The organism is Frankia sp. AiPs1 (assembly GCF_023716945.1).
Classification (GTDB): domain Bacteria; phylum Actinomycetota; class Actinomycetes; order Frankiales; family Frankiaceae; genus Frankia.
Window position 1 is genome coordinate 1 of record NZ_JAMQQF010000006.1, and the last position, 18835, is coordinate 18835.

The window sequence follows — 18835 nt, forward strand, 5'->3', positions numbered from 1 at the left end:
CCGCAGGGCTGCCCGTTCGCGTCGCCGGTCGAGCGCGGCGACGGCCTGGGCGATCGAGGGCAGCTCCGCGGCGTCCCCGGCCCCGGCCCCGGCCGGCAGCGTTGCGGCAGGTCGGGCCGCTGAGCTGCCGGTGGGCCGGTCGACGCCGTCGCGGCCGAGGACATTCGGGAGATCGGCGAGGTCGTCGGCGGTGAGGTCGATGCCCCGCGGCCGGAACCAGTCGCCGGTCGGCGTGTACGAGGCGAAGCCGCCCAACGCAGGCTCCTCGCCGGACACGGAGACCTCGCCGGGTGCCGGGACCTCGCCGGGTGCCGGGATCTGACCGAAGTCGGGGCTCGTGCCGGAGGAGGACACCTGACCGAGGGTCGGCGTGTCAGCGAGAGCGGCCGAGCCACCGCCGGCGGCAGGGTTCCGGCCGTTGCCGCCGTTGCCGCCCTTGCCGCTACCGCCGTCACGCACGGGACCGACCGCGCTGCCGGATCCGGCGGAAGGGCTCCCCGATGCCGGGGGCACCGCCAGCAGTCCGGACAAGGGCACGTGGTTCCAGACGCGGGGCGGGGCCGATGCCGACGGGCCCACCCCCGGCGGCCGTCCCACCGGGCGCAACGGCAACTCCTGATCGCTCCTACGCACGGCCGGAGAAAAGCATGAACACGAGAACCCGTGACCTCGACTGGCTGCTGGAGAACCTGTTGGAGCGGACTCCGGGAACCCGACACGCCCTGGTGCTCTCCAAGGACGGGCTCAAGCTCTGCCGCAGTTCCGGGCTCAGCGTTGATCAGGCGGACCAGCTCGCCGCCATCGCCTCCGGGATCCAGAGTCTCTCGCACGGCGCGTCGGTGGAGTTCGGGGATGGCAGCGGCGGCGTGCGGCAGTCCATGACCGAGTTCCACGGCGGGCTGCTGTTCATCATCGAGGCCGGCCAGGGCGCTCACCTCGCCGTCGTGGCGACCGATGACGCCGACGCCGGCGTCATCGGGCACAACATGAACGAGCTGGTCGAGCAGATCGGCGACTACCTCAGCGCCCCGCCCCGCGAGGCCGCCCCCGGGTTCGCGGCCTCGTGATCCGCGAGGCCATTGACGGAGAGAACCCCGACCGGCTCTACACCGTCACCGGCGGGCGCAGCCGCGCCGACGAGAACGCCTTCGACCTCGTCACGTTGATCGTCAGTGAGAGCGACCCGGCGCCGGGCATGCAGTCCGAGCACGCCGCGATCCTGCGGATGTGCCGAACGCCGGTCGCCGTCGTGGAGCTCGCCGCCGAGCTGAAGCTGCCGGTGAGCGTGGTGAAGATCCTGCTCTGCGACCTGCTGGACACCGGTCGGATCGCGGCGCGACATCCCTCGGCCTCCGTCGTCAGGACGCCGTTGCCCCATCCCGAGATCCTGAAGCAGGTGCTCGTTGGACTCAAGAAGCTCTGAGGTCACCGACCAGGCCCCGCCACGCTCCCGCGCCCCGCTGGCAAACACGGTCAACGACGCGCTGAAGATCGTGATCGTCGGCGGATTCGGGGTTGGTAAGACGACGATGGTCCGCGCGGTGAGCGAGATCCGTCCGCTGAGCACCGAGGAGACGATGACCGGCGCCGGCATCGGCATCGACGACACGGGCAGCGTGCGGGAGAAGTCCACCACCACCGTTGCGTTCGACTTCGGCCGGATCAGCCTGAACGAGCGGATGGTGCTCTACCTGTTCGGCGCCCCCGGGCAGGAGCGCTTCTGGTTCCTGTGGGACCGGCTGTTCGCGGGCACGCTCGGCGCGGTGGTCCTCGTCGACACCCGCCGGGTCGCGGACTCCTGGTACGCGATCGACCGGCTGGAACACCACGGGATGCCCTTCATCGTCGCGCGCAACAACTTCGGCGAACCGGAGCACACGCTGCCGCAGTTGCGCGAGGCGTTGTCGCTGTCCGACGACGTCCCGCTCGTCGACTGCGACGCCCGGCACCGCGCGTCGAGCAAGTCGGTGCTGATCGCACTTGTCAACCACCTGTACGCCCTGTCCACCGCCCGGGAGACCTCGCCGTGACACATCCGCACCACGACCACGTCGACGGCTGGGGGCCGGCCGTGGCGGACCACCCGGCGCCGGCCCCGGGCTTCCCGGACCATCCGGGGGCGGTCCGGCTGTACGGCCCGCGCTTCCAGCACAACCCGGCGCAGATGTACCGGGAGATGCGCCGCGTCCACGGCCCCGTCGCGCCGATCCTGCTCGAGGGTGACATCCCCGCCTGGCTGGTCCTCGGCTACCGGGAGCTGCACTACGTGACGAGCAACCCGGAGCTGTACGGCCGCGACCCGCGCCGTTGGAACGCCTGGGACCGGATCCCGCCGGACTGGCCGCTGCTCCCCGTCGTCGGCTACCAGCCGTACACGATGCACCTGGAGGGCGTCGAGTTCGAGCGCCGCTCCGCGATCATGAACGACGTGCTCAGCGACGTGGACCTGTTCGAGCTGCGGGCGCTGTGCGAACGGACCTGCGACGAGCTGATCGACGGTTTCGCCGGGCGCGGCGAGGCGGACCTCATCACCGAGTACGCCCAGTCGATGCCGATGCTGCTGACCGGCCGCATGATCGGCATTCCCGAGGCCGGCCTGCCCGAGCTGCTCGCGTCGATGAACGCGGCCACGGACGGCTCCGGCCCGGAGGCGGTCGCCGGCCACGCCCGGTACGTCGCCATCATCAACGCGCTGCTGGCCGACCGGCGGGCCCGCCCCCGGGCCGACCTCCCGTCCGCGCTGCTCGCCCATCCCGGGAAGCTGACCGACGAGGAGGCGTCCTGGGACCTGCTGCTGATCGTCGGGATCGGCCAGCAGCCGATCACCGACTGGATCGGTAACACGCTGCGGCTGATGCTCACCGACAGCCGCTTCGCCGTCACCCTTTCCGGTGGCCGGCGCAGCGTCGCGCAGGCGCTCAACGAGGTGCTGTGGGAGGACACCCCGCTGCAGAACATGTCCGGCCGCTGGGCGATCCGCAGCACCCAGCTCGCCGGCCAGCACATCCAGGCCGGTGACATGCTCGTGCTGAGCTGCGCCGCGGCGAACGGCGACCCGCAGGTGCGGCCGGACTCCTTCGACGGCCCCGGCGGCAACCACGCCCACATGTCGTTCGGCCACGGCGAGCACCGCTGCCCGTATCCCGCGCAGGAGATCGCCGAGACGATCGTGCGGGGCGCCGTCGAGGTGCTGCTCGACCGGCTGCCCGACGCCGTCCTCGCCGTCTCCCCCGACGCACTGGTCTGGCGTCCGTCACCCTGGCTGCGCGGCCTGTCCGCCCTGCCGGTGCACTTCTCGCCGGCCTGACCCACCGGGCGACGGGCCGCCGACCTGCCGTAGAGCCGCCGTAGAGCCGCTGGACGGTCGCCGGAGGGTCATCGGAGAGCCGACGAGCTCAGACCTCGCCGGAGCGGGGGGCCAGCGCCCAGGCGAGGGCAAGGTCGGCGACCTCCTCCCAGCCGGGCACGCTGGCCGTCAGGTGCGGGCGGCCCGGGAACTCGTGGTACGCCGTGATCGCCCCCGACTTACGCTGGCGGGTGTACGTCTCCCGGCTCACCGATGCCGGGACGGTGTGGTCGGCGCCGTTGCCGAGGACCAGCAGCGGCGCCCGGTCGGTCTTCCCGAAGTCGACCTTGCTCGGCGCCTTCGGGTTGACGTTCGCGAACGCGGCCTGCCACAGCGGCCGGCCCGGGGTGGGCACCTGCAGGCGCGCGAACAGCTCGTCGGACTCGGCCCGGCTGACCGTGTTCGCGAACGCGTAGAACCACTGGTCCGCGGTCAGCCCGACCACCCGGCCGCGAGTCGCCGGCTTCGTCAGCACCGGCGCCGACGAGCGCAGGGTGGCCAGCGGCAGCCGCAGCACGCCCTTCACCGGCGCGGGCGAGATCGCCACCCCGGCCGCCCCGAGCCCACGGTCGAGCAGAAGCTGGACGATCAGCCCGCCGAACGAGTGCCCGACGAGGATCGGCGCCTCCGGCAGGGCCGCGACGATCTTCGCGTAGCTGTCCGTCACCTCGGTCACGCCGACGTGGTTGTCGGCGGTCGGCGCGTCCCGCAACGCCTCGAGGTCACGGTCCATCCCCGGCCACTCCGGGGCGAGACCGGAGTGCCCCCGGGCGGCGAACCGGTCGATCCACGGCTGCCAGCTCGCCGACGTCAGCCACAGCCCGTGAATGAAGACGATCGTGTGCCCCGCACTCGCGACGTTCGGTTCGGATTCGGCGGCCGGGCTGATGTCGCTCACGTGGGCTCCTCGACGCTCGCGGATGCTCGTCCCCCGGCCCGCCTCGGTAGCGTGACACGTCCGGAATCCGGAAGGTGAGGTCGGAGATCGCCATCATCGACGGAAGCGCCGGTCCGGCGCACTGTGACCCGCGTCGCACTATGACCCGCGTCACACTGTGACCACCACCCGGCTCGCATCCCGCGGCCGAAGGCTTCGAGGACCACCCCAACCCGGGTAGGATCGCCCCGCGGGGCCGTTAGCTCAATTGGCAGAGCAGCCGGCTTTTAACCGGCGGGTTCAGGGTTCGAGTCCCTGACGGCCCACCCACTTTCTGGTCATGCTTCTGACCTGGGTGAATACGGTTCGCGATCGATCGCTTTAAGATCCAGCACCATGGAACAGTGCTGGTCAGGGCCTTGACATCTGGTTCGAGCCCTGACCGGACAACCATGTTGCAGCCATGCGAACCGCCTCCGCCTGGCCGAGACGCTGGGGGCGGGCGACGCTACTGGTCGTCGGTGTTAGGTCAGGCGGTACTCCCGATCGCCGAAATCGGCGACGATGCGAAGCTTGCCACCGAGGGCACCAACATAGGCACGCAGGGTGGAGAGGGTGACGCTGTCGAGTTCGCCCCGTTCGAGGGCGGAGACGCGCGGCTGGGAGACTCCCATCGCGGCGGCGAGGTCGGACTGGGTGCGGTCCTGCTCGGCACGGACCTGGGTGAGGTGCCACGCCCGGATGTGATCTTCGGTAACCCCACGTTATTACCGTTGCGCCGGGACCCCAACCCCATCGGTCATTCCTCTGACCGGGTGAAAAGGACACCCGCGGTCGCCACCGGCGGCCGCCGGATCAGTACGACCAACGTTACCCGGCCGCGCGATTCTCGGAGACGGCCTCGCGCAGCGGGGCGCCAGCGACATCGTGGGCGGCGACGTCAGGAAGGGCGGACCCGCCCAGCGGTTCGCCATGCCACTGAACGAGGTTCCAGCCGGCCGAGGGGTCGCCTTCGAGCGTGACCATTCCGGTGTTCGCGAGCCACCGACCCTCGACGGACCCGATGTCGCCGACCCGTATGCCGACCCAGGTTCGGATCGCGGCACCGTGACTGACGAGCACGAGAGCGTCGTTCCTGCGGTGTGTGGCCGCGATGTTCGCGATCGCGGTGTCATAGCCGGCGACGAACATGTGACCGTTCGGCCCACCCGGCATCACACGGTCCAGATCGCCGTGGATCCAGGCGGCGGTGACGTCGAAGTAGGCCGCGATGGCTGTCTTGTCGCTGCGCAGCTCGAGCTCGCCCGCGGCGATCTCCTCGATGCCTTCCACAACTCCGACTCCCAGCCCCCGTGATTCGGCGAGGGGCGCCGCGGTGAGCTGGGTGCGAACGAGGACCGAGGCGTAGATCGCCGAGATCGTCTCACCGCGGAGTGCGTCGGGCAGCGCGCCGGCCTGCGCGTGGCCCAGGGCGGTCAGCTCGGCTCCCGGCCGCCCCGTGTCGAGGGCGCCGACGATGTTGGAGGGGGTTTGGCCATGTCGGAGCAGCATCAGGCGCATCGCGACCGAGTCTAGCGTTGGCGCCGTGGCAGAGCTGTTTCCCCTGCATGCGCTCGTCGACGAGCTACCCCGCGGGACGCCGACACCGCCGGCCGGTCCTGGCCCAGGGCTCACGTGGTCGCGGATGCCGACCCACCCGGCCGGACATTCACCCCACGTTGGATAGGTCCGCCGGTCATTGCTCCACGGCCCGTCGTGGCGTAACCACGTCGACGTAGGCGTGAACCAGGAGGAACGTCGCGGCCGCGAGGCGAGACCGGGGAGGTTCCAGGGTGCCGGAGCATGTGCCGGAGCGTGGCGTCGCAGCTCAGCCGGGTGTGGTGCCCGGGATTCGCCGGGCCGCGGGCACCATGTTCGCTGCTTTGTACGGCGAGTTGGTTCCGCATGCCTGGCGCGATCCCGGGTCGGAGCTGGACGCCTACTCGCTTTTCTACCATCGGTCGATCGCCATGGGTTGGCTTGACGACACCTCGGCCGGGGGCGGCATCGAGGACCGCATGCGGCGCGCACCGGGGCTGTGGGGCATGAACGACGCCGGGTGGAGTCACCCCCTCGCTGCCGCCGGAGCGGGGCTGATCTCGTGGTTCCAGGTCGGGGCGAGCGCGGTGGCCGACGACCGGCCGCTGCCGGTGCAGCCGTTCCTGCGGTGCGCCGTGGACGCGACAGCGCGGGCCGGCACGCCGCACCTGTCCACGGTGCAGGTTCTCCTGCCGGTGCAGGGTCTCGACCCCGCGTCGCGCCCGCCGTACGCGCCCGTGCCGGCGATCCAGACGGTCCCCTGGTTCACCGAGTGCGATCCGGCTGCACGAACGTCGGTGAAGGTCAACATCAACAGTGGCCGGGATCCGGTGATCGGTGCTGTCGCCCAGCGCCTCGTCGACCACCTTGGCCGCCTGGATCAGCACGCGTTCGCCTGCGGATCCCACGAGGTCGCAGGCCAGGACGCCGTCGTCCCTCCGCCGCTCCACGACCGCTCCTGGAACGGCCCTTGCCTGCACGGCGTGGCGCTACGTGGCGAGCTGGCAGAATGGTCGTGCGACGCGGTCGGGTGGCTGGCCGAAGCTGTCGCCGACTGCACCGCCCGCCTTGGCATCCGCCTGCCTCTGCTACTCACCGTCACCCGTTCCCGCGATGGGATGATCACGACGCCCGCGCCGGAGGCTTCTCGCTACAGCAGGTGATGGAAGGCGCGGTCACTGTGCACGCGCCAGCAGCGACCCGGGTCGAACGCCCCAGGATTCCGGCACCATGAAATGTATTTTCGACCCGTCGATCCAGGTGAAACGTTCATCCGTGCTTCATCTGGGCACGATCGGGTGTTCCAGGGCGGGGCCTAACGTGAAATTCGTGACCATGACCCCGCAGAACGTCACCCAACCCGGACCCGCGGGCGTCGCGCCCGGCTCGCCCGGCTCGCATGGCTCGCATGGCTCCCTCGGCCCGATCATGGAGCACGTCCGCGCCAATTCCGCGTCGCTGTCGGCGGCCGAGCAGCGGGTCGCCCGAGCCATCCTGTCCGACCCGGTCGGGGTCGTGCATCTGTCGGTCAGCGACCTGGCCCAGATCGCCGGCAGCTCCCCGGCGACGGTGGTGCGGTTCTGCCAGGCGCTGGGTCTGCGGGGCTTCCAGGAGCTGAAGCTGGCGCTGGCCCGCGAGTCGATCCCGGCCGAGCGACAGCTGCTCGACGAGATCGAGCCGGGCGACGGTCCGGCCGAGGTGACCACCAAGGTCCTCTCCGGCGCGGCCAATGCCCTGCAGTCAGCCGCCCAGTCGGTCAACGCCGAGGCGATGGGGCAGGTCGCCGAACTGCTCGGAGACGCCCGTCGCATCGTCTTCGCCGCCGTCGGTACCTCGGCCTCGCTCGCCGCCGACGTCGCCTACCGCTTCACCACCATCGGACTCGACGCCTCCTTCGCCGCCGACGTGCACGTCCAGCACGTCACGGCTCGGATGCTCACCGCCGAGGATCTGTGCTTCGCGATCAGCCACACCGGCTCGACCGTCGAGACCCTGGCCACCGTCCGAGCCGCCGCCGCTGCGGGCGCCGCGACCGTGGCGCTGACCAGCTTCGCCACCTCGCCACTCACCGAGCTCGTCGATCACGTGCTGGTGGCCGGGAGTCGCGAAACCGCCTATCGCATCGAGGCGATGACCAGCCGCATCGTCCACCTGACCATCCTCGACGCGCTGTTCGTGCTGCTGGCCCTGCGCCAGCCCAACGCCCAGCTCGCCCTCGCCGAGACCGCCGACATCCTCATCGAACACCGCCTGTAACACCACCTGTAACACCGCCCGTACACCGCGTGTGACCCCCGCTGCACCCAACCATTTCCGCCGACCGCCGTGGCCCGAACGGCCATGCCGTGCTGCCCGAAACATGCCGTGCTGCCCACGAGCAGCGAAAGGGAGAAGCGATGCAGGGAAAAGTGCTCGGCGCGCGGGGGGAGCCCGTCCCCAACGTGATGATCAGCGACGGACAGACGATCACGCGCACCGGCTTTGACGGCACGTTCAGCCTGACCCCCACCGGGCCGTTCGTGTTCCTCACCCGCCCGGCCGGCTTCACCGCGGCCCCGTGGTTCGTCCCGGCCACCGCCACCGACGTCACCTTCACCCTCGTCCCGGGCGAGACCGCCGACAGCGGCGTCTACCGGTTCGTGCACGTCTCTGACCTGCACGTCTCGGTCGACAACGGCACGAAGTTCTACCCGCCGGGTGCGGAGATCGGTTCACAGGACGCGCTGAGCCTGTTCCTGCGCGGGCTGCCCGAGCGGGCGGCCGAGGTGCAGTCGGTGATCGCCACCGGTGACCTCACCGACCTGGGCAGCGACGCCGAGTTCGACGCGCTGCGCCGGGCGGTCGACACCTCGACCCTGCCGGTGCACGTGCTACCCGGAAACCACGACCACATGGCCGGCGGCGACGAAGTCGGCTTCGTCGTCAGTCGAAACAACTACGCGATCAACACCGGTGAGCCGAGCGGCTACGAACGCAACCTCGGTCCCCGCTGGTTCTCCTTCGACCTGCCGGGCCTGCACGTGGTGGCGCTCGACTGGCACACCCACGAACTCGGCCTCGACGACGCGGCCCAGGATGCCTGGCTGCGGGCCGACCTCGAGGAGATCGGGCCGACCACCCCGTGGATCCTGCTCAGCCACGACCAGCCCTGGACCTCCATTCTCGACGGGCTGCCCAGCGACCCGGTGGCCACCTTCTCCGGGCACCGGCACACGTCCCGGGTGGTTCGCATCGGCAGGACGATTCATGTCAACACGCCGACGCCGCTGTTCGCCGGGCTGGACTACTCGCCCCCGTCGTACCGGATCGTGCGCTGGGACGGCGAGCAGCTCGGCCTGGAGACACGGGCCATCGCCCGCACCGGCCTGGAGCGGGCCACCTTCGCGATGCCGGCGGCGATCCACCGCGGCACCGCCGGGGGTAACGCGGCCGAGGGCGGCGCCGGCGGGGGCGACGCCAGCGAGGGGGATGCCAGCGAGGGGGATGCGGTCGTGCGCTGGCGCCACCAGCTCTCCGGAGCCGGTCACCGGGCGCCGGTCCGCGTCGAGGGCGATCGGGTCATCGCCGGCGTCAAGCGCGAGGACCTCCCCTCGGGCGCGGTCGAGGTGCTGTCACTGCGCGACGGATCCCAGCTGTGGCAGGCCGAGCTACGGGCCTCGACCAAGGGCACGCCGGTGACCCACCACGGTCACGTCATCGCCGTCGAGGTGAGCGGCGACGTCGTCAGCCTGGACGCCGAGACCGGCACCGAGCGCTGGCGGGTTCCGTCACCGGACCCGCTGCGGCTGTTCGCCTGGGCCGATCCGGTGGTCGCCGACGGCATCCTCATCGTCGGCGACCTGTCCCACGTGCGCGCCCTGGACGCCGACACCGGTGAGCTGCGCTGGGAGCGCACCGACCTGTGCGCGTACCAGACGCTGGTCTCGCACTCCAACCCGCTCGTGCTCGGCGACACCCTCATCCTCGCCAACTTTCCGGCACCGATCGGCATCGCCGGCCTCGACCTGCACACCGGCGAGGTCACCTGGCAGCTCGGCGGCAACCTCACCGATCTCATCGGCAGCCTCTGGCCCATCGGCACCCCGCTCTACGACCAGGCCAGCGACACGTTGTGCGTGCCGACCCCGTCGGGGTTGTCGGCCATCGACGCCCGCGACGGGGCGGGCCGCTGGCAGCTCACCACCGAGCTGCCGTTCAGCCCGGCCACCCCGGCCTCGGTCCCCGACGGCATCGCGGCCGTCTTCGCCGGCACCGACGTCGTCCTGCTCGACCGGGTCGACGGCTCGATCCGATGGCGCACGCCGATGGAGTCGGCCGCCGAGCTCGCGATGGCCAGCTACACCCGCACCCCGCAGGTGCTGTTCGCCGGACCGGTACCCGTCCCGGCCGAGGACGGCTCCGACGGCTCGGTGCGGCTGTTGGTCTCCGGCCTCGACGGGCACATCTACGCCCTCGACGCCGCGTCGGGCAAGCGGCTGGCCGAGGTGAACGTCGGCGCCCCGGTCGCGGCGCCGGTGGCCGTCACCGACGAGCTGATCATCGCCATCGCGGTCGACGGGGTGGTCACCGCCATCGAACGAAACGCGCTGCTGTGACGACCGTCCTCGACAAGCCGGTGCCATCGCCGGCCGCGGCCGACACACTCATCGACCCCAACCGCACCCGCGCGACGCCCTACGTCTTCATCGCCCCGGCGATGAGCGGCATCGGGCTGTTCGTCCTGCTGCCGGCCCTGCTCTCCTTCATCGGCAGCTTCTTCGCCATCCCGCTCGCCCCCGGCGCGAACTGGAAGTGGGTGGGCTTCGACAACTACACGTCCGTGTTCGGCGACCCGGCCGCGCACCGGGCGATCGAGAACACCCTGCTGTACTGCGTGATGACGATCATCCCGAGCCTGGTTCTCGGACTGCTGCTCGCGCTGCTGGCCGAGAGCCTGCGACACGGTCGGACCCTGGTGCGGACCGCGCTGTTCCTGCCGATGACGGCCAACCTGGTCGCGATGGCCGTGGTCTTCAAGTGGATCTTCGCCCTGCAGGGCGGGTTCGCCAACCAGGCGCTCGCCTGGATCGGTGTTGCGCCGATCAACTGGCTCAACGACACCCGGTACTCGCTGATCTCGGTGGCCCTCGTCGGGGTCTGGCGCGGTGTCTCGCTGACCATGCTGCTGTTCCTCGCCGGGCTCACCACCATCCCCGGGGCGATCCACGAGGCAGCGGCGGCCGAGGGTATCCGCGGCTGGGCCAAGCTGCGCACGCTGATCCTACCGATGATCAAGCCGACGATCGTCTTCGCCACGGTGCTCTCGATCCTCACCTCCATCCAGGCCTTCGACCAGATCAACGTGATGACCCAGGGCGGTCCCCAGGAGTCCTCGGAGACCGTCCTCACCTACACCTGGAAGGTCGGTTTCTCGTACTTCCAGCTCGGTAAGGCGTCGGCCCTGTCGTTCGTGCTGATCGCGGTGCTCATCGGCATCGGGCTGATCCGCCGCCGCGCGTTCTCGGCGGAGCAGCGATGACCACCACTGCGCTCCCAGCGCGGCTGATCAGATGGCTGCTGGTACTCATCGCCGTCGTGATCTCGCTGTTCCCCTTCTACTGGATGCTGCGGACCGCACTCGCTCCGCAGAGCCAGCAGCTGGCCGACGGGCTGGGCTTCTGGCCCTCGCACCTGGACTTCGGCAACTTCGCCCGCGCCTGGGACAAGGCCAACCTCGGTCAGGCACTGCTCAACGGGCTCATCATCACCGGCGCGATCCTGCTACTACAGCTGATCACGTGCGTGCCGGCGGCCTACGCCTTCGCCAAGATCCGGTTCAGGGGCAGCGGCGTCCTGTTCGGGGTCGTGCTGGCCTGCCTGCTCATCCCGACCCAGGCCACCATGGTGCCCACGTTCATCGGCATCAACATCTTCGGGCTGGGTGACACCCGGATCGGGCTCGTGCTGCCGTTCTACAGCAGCGCGTTCGGCATCTTCCTGCTCCGCCAGCAGATGCTCGCCATCCCCGACGCGCTGCTCGACGCGGCCAGGACCGACGGGCTCGGCCCGTGGCGCACCCTGCTGCGGGTCGTCGTGCCGATGTCCATGCCCTCGATCGCCGCCTTCGCGATCTTCTCGGTGTTCACCCACTGGAACGACTACCTCTGGCCGCTGCTGGTGGCCCGCAGCCCCGACCTGGCCACTCCCCCACTGCGGCTCGCGGTGTTCCAGCAGGCCGACATCGGCTTCGACTACTCGGCCCTGGCCGCCGGCGCGGCCATCGTCACCGCACCCATCCTGATCCTCTTTCTGTTCGCCCAGCGCCGCTTCGTCCAGGGCATGGCCGGCGGCGAAATCGCCGGCTGACCGTTCCTGACCCGGCGACCCGATTCGCTGATTCGTCCCAAGCGGCCCACGACTTCGCGTTCACCTCCGTCACGCCCGTTCGCCCCCGTTCGCCCCCCACGGCAATCCTCGCCGAACCCAAGGAGTAGGTCTGCCATGTCCACTCGTCGTTCTCTGCTCGGCACCGCGGCACTGGCCGCGGCCACCGCGCTGGCTCTCGCCGCCTGCGGCAGCGGCTCCGGCTCAACTGCCGGTGCCGGCGGCCCGGCGCTGACCGGCACCGTGGCCAAGGCCGCCGACCTGGCCACCTGCAAGCCCGACGGTGTCACCCTCAAGCTCAACTTCGGCCCGCAGTCCGCGCCCGCGGTCAAACTCGCCGTCACCGCGATGGAAAAGAAGTACCCGGGCCTGAAGTTCGACGCCAAAGCCTCGGCGACCGCTTCGTACAACGATCTGACCAAGCAGGTCGTCTCCGACGCCGCCGTGGGCAAGCCCGACGACCTGATCAACACCGGGCTGTCCCAGCTGACCTTCTGGGTCGACAGCTACCACCCCGCCGAGATCGACCAGAGCACGCTGCCCGCCGGCTACCAGAAGCAGTTCCTGGCTGCCGGCACCGCCAACGGCAAGGTCTACATCGCGCCGTTCCAGATCTCGGCCCCGGTGCTGCTGGTCAACCAGACGGCCCTGAAGAACGCCGGCATCGACCCCAGCACGCCGATCACCAGCTACGCCGAACTGATCAAGGCCGCCCAGACGCTGACCGCCAAGACCGGCAAGCCCTCGATCAACATCTCCACCGACGGGCTGCCCGACTGGTTCAGCCAGGGCTTCGTGCAGGCCGCCGGCGGAAAATTCGTCAACGCCGATGGGAGCGCCGGGTTCGGCGACGCCACCGGGGTCAAGGCGCTGAGCATCTGGAGCACCCTGGCCAAGGACAAGGTGCTGCTCAACGTCGGCGGCACCGACGCGATGGCCCAGTTCATGGCCGGCAACCTGCCGTTCATGGCCTACACGACCTCGATCGTGGCCACCATCGGAAAGGGCGTCGGCTCGAAGTTCCAGTGGATGCCCGTCGACCTGCCGACCCTCAACGGCACCGACGCCGGCCCCCTGCCCGCCGGCGGCAACGGCTGGCTCGTGCTGTCCCAGGACCCGTGCAAGGCCGCCTACGCCAACGCGATGATCTCCCTGATGCTCAGCAAGGACATCTCCCTGGCCGCCAGCGGCACCGGCTACAGCTACATCCCGGTGAACTCCGACGCCGCGACCGAGCTGCTGGCCGGGTCGACCGCGACCCCGCAGCTGAAGTACGCCTGGTCCTACGACAAGCCGCTGTCGGTCTGGGGCGGGTTCAAGGGCAGCGCGACGAAGCAGATCTTCGACACGCTGACCACCACGACCCAGCAGCTGTCCACCGGTGCCGATCCGCAGGCGGCGGTGGCCTCGGCGGTCAGCCAGGTCAACAAGCTCGTCGGGAAGTGACGACCGATGCCCACCGTGGAACTGCGCGGAGTCGAGAAGAACTTCGGCACGGTCAAGGCCCTGGACGCGATCGACCTGTCGATCGCCGACGGTGAGCAGGTGGCGATCCTCGGCCCGTCCGGGTCGGGCAAGTCCACCCTGCTGCGGGTCATCGCCGGGCTCGAGACGCATGACTCCGGGACGCTGACCGTGGACGGCGTGGACCAGCGCGCCGTCCCGGCCCACCGCCGCGACATGGCGATCGTGTTCCAGCACTTCGCCCTCTACCCGCACCTGTCCTCGCTGGGCAACATCACCCTCGGCCTGCGGCACGGCCTCAAGCTGTCCAAGCAGGAGGCGCGGGCGCGGGCCCACGACGTGGCCACCCGCATGCAGGTCGAGCACCTGCTGGACCGCAAGCCGCGGGAGATGTCCGGCGGCCAGCGTCAGCGCATCGCGCTGGCCCGGGCGCTGGCTCGCAGGTCGGGCATCGTGCTGCTCGACGAACCACTGTCCGGCCTGGACGCCCAGCTGCACGCCGCGCTGCGCGTCGAGATCGCCGAGCTGTTGCGCTCGGTGCACGCCACCGGGGTCAATGTCACCCACGACCAGGTCGACGCCATGGCCATGGCCGACCGGGTCGCCATCGTCAACCACGGCAAGGTCGAGCAGCTGGGCACCCCGGACGAGCTGTACGCGGTGCCGGCCACCGTGTTCGTCGCGTCGTTCGTCGGCAGCCCGCCCATGAACCTGGCCCCGGTGGGCGAGGATGGCTCGTCGGTGTTCGGCGCGCGGCGGCTGCGGGTGGACGGGCCGGTCATCCTCGGCGTGCGACCCGAACGTCTGCGCTTCACCGCAGGGGACGTCGACCTCGACTGGCACGCCCGCGGACGCGTCGCCCTGATCGAGCCGAACGGGGCCGACCGGGTGGTGCACGTCGAACTCGACACTCCCGGACCCCGCCGCACCTTCGCCGTGCGCTGCCGCTCCGGCGAGCAGCCCCCGCTCCACGCCGCCGTCGACCTGAGCTGCTCGCCGGACGACGTGCACGTCTTTGCCGGCGAGCAGGGCCGACGCAGGGGCACCGTCGCCGAACTCGGCGGCGAACCGGCCATGGCGGGAGCCCAGTGAGCCACGACCACCCCCGCCACGGCGACCACCCCCACGACGGCGACCACCCGAGGAACCCGTACACCGGCGCGGGCATCGAGGCCACCATGGGTGACCTACTGGTGCTCTTCGACTGGAACGGCACGATCGTGGCCGACGCGGCCCGAGCCCGGGCCGCCACCAACACGGTGCTGACCGAACGCGGGCTGGCGGCGATATCGGCCGAGGAGTTCCGCCGCGAGTTCCGCCTCCCCCTCGGGGTCATGTTCACCACGCTGGGCGTGCCGGCCGGCGAGGCGCCGAGCGCCGAGCGGCAGTGGAACCACCTCATGGCTGCCAGCACCTCCCCAGCCCGAGCCGGGGCCGGACCACTCCTGGAGACGCTGCGCGCCCGCGGAGCGCGGGTCGGCGTCGTCTCCGCCGCCGCGGCGGAGACCGTCTGGATCGACCTCAAGCACCTGCACCTCGACGACCTGCTGCACACCGTCGACGCCGGAACCGTCGACAAGCTCGCCACCCTCGCCTCGCGACGCGCCGAGCGGACCCGAGCCGTCTACGTCGGCGACACCGAATACGACATGGTCTGCGCGGTGGATGCCGGCTACACCGCCATCGGAGTCTCCGGCGGCTACTGCCAACCCGAACGGCTGTTCGCTGCCGGCGCCGAGATCGTCATCGACCAGCTCAGCGAGCTGATCCCCCTGCTGGAAATAGAGACCTTCCATGACTGACACACCGTCCACGGCCCACGTGCCGTCCACAGCCGAGACGCCGTCCACGGCCGAGACGCCGTCCACGGCCGAGACGCCGTCCACAGGCGAGGCTTCGTCCACAGCCGAGGCGTCGTCCCTCCCGCCCGGGCTGCGTCTCGACATCCAGGATGGTCCCAACCCGTGGACCGGGCTCGGCCTGCCCACCTCCGCCCACCGGTTCAGCTTCGTGCTGATCTCCGACCGCACCGGTGGCGCTCGGCCCGGCGTCTTCGAACGTGGCCTGGCCGTGACCGACCTGCTGGCGCCCAGCTTCGCCATTCAGCTCGGCGACATGATCGAGGGCTATACCAACGACCAGGCCGAACTGGACACGCAATGGGACCAGATCGACGCCATGTTCGCCGGGCTGACCACCAACGTGTTCCACGTGCCCGGCAACCATGACGTCTCCTCCGACTTCCAGTTGCAGACCTGGCGCCGCCGCTACGGCCGCACCTACTTCCACTTCCGCTATCAGGACGCCTTGTTCCTGCAGCTCGACACGCAGGACACCCCCGACGTGATCCCCGCCGAGGCGCTCGAAGGCCTCGAGCGTTTCGCCCAGGCGCAGAGCACCGATCCGATCGGGCTGCGAAAGAGCGTCGAGAACGCCCTGGACTGGGACGGCACCCAGCCCGCCAAGCTCGGTGCGGACCAACTCGCCTACGTCGAGGACGTGTTGCGGGAGAACGCCGACGTCCAGTGGACATTCCTGTCCATGCACATGCCGCTGTGGCAGGGCGACCACCCGGCCTGGCGGCGCATCCGAGCCGCGCTCGCCGACCGCCCATACCACGCTTTCGCCGGACACGTTCACAACTACAGACACGAACACATCGACGGCAACTCCCACGTCCGCCTCGGACCCACCGGCGGACTCTGGGTCCTCGGCGGCCCCGAAGGCAACTTCGACCACGTGACCCAGGTCACCGTCACCGACCACGGCCCGATCCTCGTCAACGTCCTGCTCGAAGGCGTCCGCGACGTCGACGGCCAACCCGTGCTCCCCCTCGCCACCCGCACCGTGCCGATCATGTAGCGCACGTCGAGAGGGGAGGCCGACGGGCCCGCCCGGGCCCGCCCGCCTCCCCGTTGTTCTGCCCGCAGCACCGGGCGACGCCGTTGCTGCCCGCGCTGACCGGCCCGGATCAGTCGCGCTGGTGGACGACCAGCACAGCGCCGGGGGCGTGGGCGACGACGGAGGTGGCCACGCTGCCGAGCAGGTGGCCGGCCAGCCGGGAGTGCCGATGGGCGCCGAGAACGATGAGCTCCGCCTGGCGCTCGGCGGCGGTGGCGATGATGCCCTTCCAGGTCGGTGCCGCCTGGACGGTGGCGCTCTGGGCGCGGAATCCGGCGGCGTCCGCAAGGTGGGCACCGTGCGCGGCGATGTCGGCCGCGGCCTTCTCGACCTCGGCGGCACTGTTCGCGTCGAAATGCTGCGAGCCGACCGGGGTGAATCCGACATCGGCCGGCTGCCAGGCGCACAGGACGAGCGCCTCGCGTCCGGGCGGAAGCTGCGTTGCGGCGTACTGGATGGCGTAGCCGGCAATGTCACTGCCGTCGTAGGCGAACAGCACCGGGCCGGTGCGGCCGGCTTGGGCACCGGGCTGCACGGCGTCCGGGTGGGGTGAGGTCATGTCAGTCGACGCTTTCCGGGACGGGGAGGGCGAGGTCCAGATCATCCAGGTCGGTTCGGCGGACTCTGGCCAGCAGCGGGGGAGAGTACCAGGCCGGACGCAGGGCACCCAGGAACGTGTCGACGTCGGGGGCCTGCGGGCGGGCACCGCTCAGGGCGTAGATCGCGATGCCGATGGCGCCGCCGACGAGGGCCAGGCCAAGGCCGATCCACAGGGCGATGTTCGTTCCCTCGTTGAGGTCGCCGGTCACCGTGGCCGCGAAATGGGCGAAGATCGGCGCGATCATGAAGGCGGCGACCGCACGGAGCAGTTCGACCAGGGCGAACACGCGCTGAAGGTTGGCGGACGGCAGGGAGAAACCGGCCACGAACAACGCCGGCGCGACCGTGGCGCCGAGAGCGAGCCCGGTCAGTGCCGAGCCGACCAGCGCCAGCGGCTGGCTCGCCGGCATCGCGAACCAGAAGACCAGGATTCCGGCGGCGAGCAGGACCATGCCCACGAGCGGCATGTAGTGCACGGCACGCCGGGTGATGACGAAGCCGAACGCGATCGCGGCGATCACCGCGCCGCCGAGTTCGGGCAGGTAGAGCAGCCCGACGCGCACCGGGCCGTATTTCTCCGCGAGCACCGCGGCGGTCAGTCCCGTCGCGGACACCGACGCCGCCGCGGCGAACAGCGCGATCACCACGCCCGCGACCGGAATCGAGCTGGTGAGCATCTCCCGGACCATCAGCAGCGGCTGCGAGGCCCGGTACTGGTAAACGACGAGGACGACGATCAGTGCCAGCCCGCCGAGCAGCGGTGCGATCACCTCGACGTCCAGGATGCTGTGGCTGGTCAGTTCGGACGCGCCCAGGAAGGCCGCCAGGCTGCCGACCGCGGACAGCGCGATCGCCGGCAGGTCGCGCGGGGCATCGGGGTTCGCCGGCGGTGCGTCCTCGAAGGTGAGCACGACCAGCAGCAGCGCCAGCACCGAGACCCCGGTGACGACCCAGAACAGCGGTCGCCAGGCGTTGGCGTCAGCCTGCAGACCACCGATGAACGGGCCGAGCGCGACCGCGCCGAAGATACCCATATTCATGATCATGACGGTGGTGCGCAGCTTCTCGCGCGGGTAGCCGATCGCCAGCGCAGGGGCCGCAGCGATCAGCAGCATGCTGGTGGCGAGGCCCTGCAACAGGTGGCCGACGATGAACATGGCCGCGTCCTGTGCCGCCGCCGTCAGCACTGATCCGACGACGAGCACAACCGCGTAGACGAGCAGCATCCGCCTTTGCGGCAGGTGCAGACCCAGCTGGACGGCGAGCACCGTCCCCAGCGCGTAGGCCGCGTTACCCAGGCCCGAGCTGATGCTCATCGTCTGCGCGCTCATGTGCAGTTGCTTGGCGACGATCGGCGCCAACGGCTCCAGCGCGGCCGACAGAGCCAGGTAGGGAATAAGTGCGAATATCACCATGGCTGCGGACGCCGCGTATCTGCCAGCAAGAGGACCTTGACGCATCAATACCTTCTGATTTAGACGTGCGGAATCCATGGGAGGGATCGGGGTGGGACTGCGGACTTTCTCCCGATCCTTCTCTCGTCCCCGGCCGAACGAACAGAGGGGTGGGCAGACTGTGAGAATCGTTACCATTGACTAAATACCGGCTTCGCCAGGAATACCTGAAGCGCCGCCGGCATTCGCCGCTCGCTTCCGGCCCGGCCTCGGCTTCGGTCCTCGCTCCGGACGGTCGGGGTTTCGGTCCAT

At 70.3% G+C, this 18835-nt stretch carries 18 protein-coding genes, 1 tRNA gene and 1 pseudogene; 14 read left to right on the plus strand and 6 right to left on the minus strand.

Going from position 1 to position 18835, the window contains the following annotated elements:
- Positions 1 to 459, minus strand: a pseudogene (locus ND748_RS01880) (hypothetical protein); the annotation flags it as partial.
- A 188-nt stretch (positions 460 to 647) separates the two neighbouring features.
- On the opposite strand from ND748_RS01880, the gene ND748_RS01885 reads away from it, so the two are divergent.
- Genes ND748_RS01885 through ND748_RS01900 form a run of 4 tightly spaced genes read left to right on the plus strand, consistent with a single transcriptional unit; the run spans position 648 to position 3307 of the window.
- Positions 648 to 1067, plus strand: coding sequence for a roadblock/LC7 domain-containing protein (locus tag ND748_RS01885; RefSeq protein ID WP_044885945.1), 420 nt, complete (start codon positions 648 to 650; stop codon positions 1065 to 1067).
- On the plus strand, positions 1064 to 1423 hold the full coding sequence (locus tag ND748_RS01890) for a DUF742 domain-containing protein (RefSeq protein WP_044885944.1): 360 nt from the start codon (positions 1064 to 1066) through the stop codon (positions 1421 to 1423). Before ND748_RS01885 ends, ND748_RS01890 begins: the two co-directional genes overlap by 4 nt.
- A complete protein-coding gene (locus ND748_RS01895) occupies positions 1404 to 2030 on the plus strand; it encodes an ATP/GTP-binding protein (RefSeq protein ID WP_251743637.1) in 627 nt (208 codons plus the stop codon). The genes ND748_RS01890 and ND748_RS01895 overlap by 20 nt, the downstream gene beginning before the upstream one ends.
- Positions 2027 to 3307 carry a cytochrome P450 gene (locus ND748_RS01900; RefSeq protein ID WP_251743638.1) on the plus strand — a complete coding sequence of 427 codons (1281 nt, stop codon included), beginning with the start codon at positions 2027 to 2029 and terminating at the stop codon, positions 3305 to 3307. The genes ND748_RS01895 and ND748_RS01900 overlap by 4 nt, the downstream gene beginning before the upstream one ends.
- An 88-nt stretch (positions 3308 to 3395) precedes the next feature.
- On the opposite strand, the gene ND748_RS01905 is transcribed toward ND748_RS01900, so the two are convergent.
- Positions 3396 to 4244: an alpha/beta fold hydrolase gene (locus tag ND748_RS01905; RefSeq protein WP_251743639.1), complete on the minus strand. Its 849-nt coding sequence runs from the start codon at positions 4242 to 4244 to the stop codon at positions 3396 to 3398.
- 232 nt (positions 4245 to 4476) lie between these two features.
- Between ND748_RS01905 and ND748_RS01910 the strand changes: the two genes are divergently transcribed.
- A tRNA-Lys gene (locus ND748_RS01910) sits at positions 4477 to 4549 on the plus strand.
- 198 nt (positions 4550 to 4747) lie between these two features.
- Here ND748_RS01910 and ND748_RS01915 read toward each other — a convergent pair.
- Together ND748_RS01915 and ND748_RS01920 are read right to left on the minus strand one after the other, a co-directional pair.
- Positions 4748 to 4966: an XRE family transcriptional regulator gene (locus tag ND748_RS01915; RefSeq protein ID WP_308205571.1), complete on the minus strand. Its 219-nt coding sequence runs from the start codon at positions 4964 to 4966 to the stop codon at positions 4748 to 4750.
- A 127-nt stretch (positions 4967 to 5093) separates the two neighbouring features.
- Positions 5094 to 5783 carry a histidine phosphatase family protein gene (locus tag ND748_RS01920; RefSeq protein WP_374215823.1) on the minus strand — a complete coding sequence of 230 codons (690 nt, stop codon included), beginning with the start codon at positions 5781 to 5783 and terminating at the stop codon, positions 5094 to 5096.
- Positions 5784 to 6055: 272 nt separating this feature from the next.
- Here ND748_RS01920 and ND748_RS01925 point away from each other — a divergent pair, with 272 nt between their 5' ends.
- The 9 genes from ND748_RS01925 (at position 6056) to ND748_RS01965 (ending at position 16490) form a co-directional block, all read left to right on the plus strand.
- Complete coding sequence (locus tag ND748_RS01925) at positions 6056 to 6964, plus strand: hypothetical protein (protein WP_251743642.1); 909 nt, start codon at positions 6056 to 6058, stop codon at positions 6962 to 6964.
- Between the two features lie 172 nt (positions 6965 to 7136).
- Positions 7137 to 8057 (plus strand): MurR/RpiR family transcriptional regulator, encoded by a 921-nt coding sequence (locus ND748_RS01930; protein ID WP_251743700.1) that lies wholly within the window; start codon positions 7137 to 7139, stop codon positions 8055 to 8057.
- A 140-nt stretch (positions 8058 to 8197) separates the two neighbouring features.
- On the plus strand, positions 8198 to 10396 hold the full coding sequence (locus ND748_RS01935) for a PQQ-binding-like beta-propeller repeat protein (RefSeq protein ID WP_251743643.1): 2199 nt from the start codon (positions 8198 to 8200) through the stop codon (positions 10394 to 10396).
- Positions 10393 to 11319 (plus strand): carbohydrate ABC transporter permease, encoded by a 927-nt coding sequence (locus ND748_RS01940; protein ID WP_251743646.1) that lies wholly within the window; start codon positions 10393 to 10395, stop codon positions 11317 to 11319. Before ND748_RS01935 ends, ND748_RS01940 begins: the two co-directional genes overlap by 4 nt.
- Complete coding sequence (locus ND748_RS01945) at positions 11316 to 12146, plus strand: carbohydrate ABC transporter permease (protein WP_251743647.1); 831 nt, start codon at positions 11316 to 11318, stop codon at positions 12144 to 12146. Before ND748_RS01940 ends, ND748_RS01945 begins: the two co-directional genes overlap by 4 nt.
- Positions 12147 to 12281: 135 nt before the next feature.
- On the plus strand, positions 12282 to 13610 hold the full coding sequence (locus ND748_RS01950) for a hypothetical protein (protein ID WP_251743649.1): 1329 nt from the start codon (positions 12282 to 12284) through the stop codon (positions 13608 to 13610).
- Between the two features lie 6 nt (positions 13611 to 13616).
- The gene (locus ND748_RS01955) at positions 13617 to 14720 is read left to right on the plus strand and encodes an ABC transporter ATP-binding protein (RefSeq protein ID WP_251743650.1); all 1104 of its coding nucleotides are present in this window, start codon (positions 13617 to 13619) and stop codon (positions 14718 to 14720) included.
- The gene (locus ND748_RS01960; RefSeq protein ID WP_251743652.1) at positions 14717 to 15430 is read left to right on the plus strand and encodes an HAD family hydrolase; all 714 of its coding nucleotides are present in this window, start codon (positions 14717 to 14719) and stop codon (positions 15428 to 15430) included. Before ND748_RS01955 ends, ND748_RS01960 begins: the two co-directional genes overlap by 4 nt.
- Entirely contained in the window at positions 15423 to 16490 is a 1068-nt protein-coding gene (locus tag ND748_RS01965; protein ID WP_251743654.1) for a metallophosphoesterase, read from the plus strand. The genes ND748_RS01960 and ND748_RS01965 overlap by 8 nt, the downstream gene beginning before the upstream one ends.
- Positions 16491 to 16599: 109 nt before the next feature.
- Here the strand turns inward: ND748_RS01965 and ND748_RS01970 are convergent, their stop codons facing one another.
- Together ND748_RS01970 and ND748_RS01975 are read right to left on the minus strand one after the other, a co-directional pair.
- Positions 16600 to 17088 carry a universal stress protein gene (locus tag ND748_RS01970; protein WP_251743655.1) on the minus strand — a complete coding sequence of 163 codons (489 nt, stop codon included), beginning with the start codon at positions 17086 to 17088 and terminating at the stop codon, positions 16600 to 16602.
- A gap of 1 nt (position 17089) precedes the next feature.
- Complete coding sequence (locus tag ND748_RS01975) at positions 17090 to 18544, minus strand: MFS transporter (RefSeq protein WP_251743658.1); 1455 nt, start codon at positions 18542 to 18544, stop codon at positions 17090 to 17092.
- Positions 18545 to 18835: the final 291 nt, after the last annotated feature.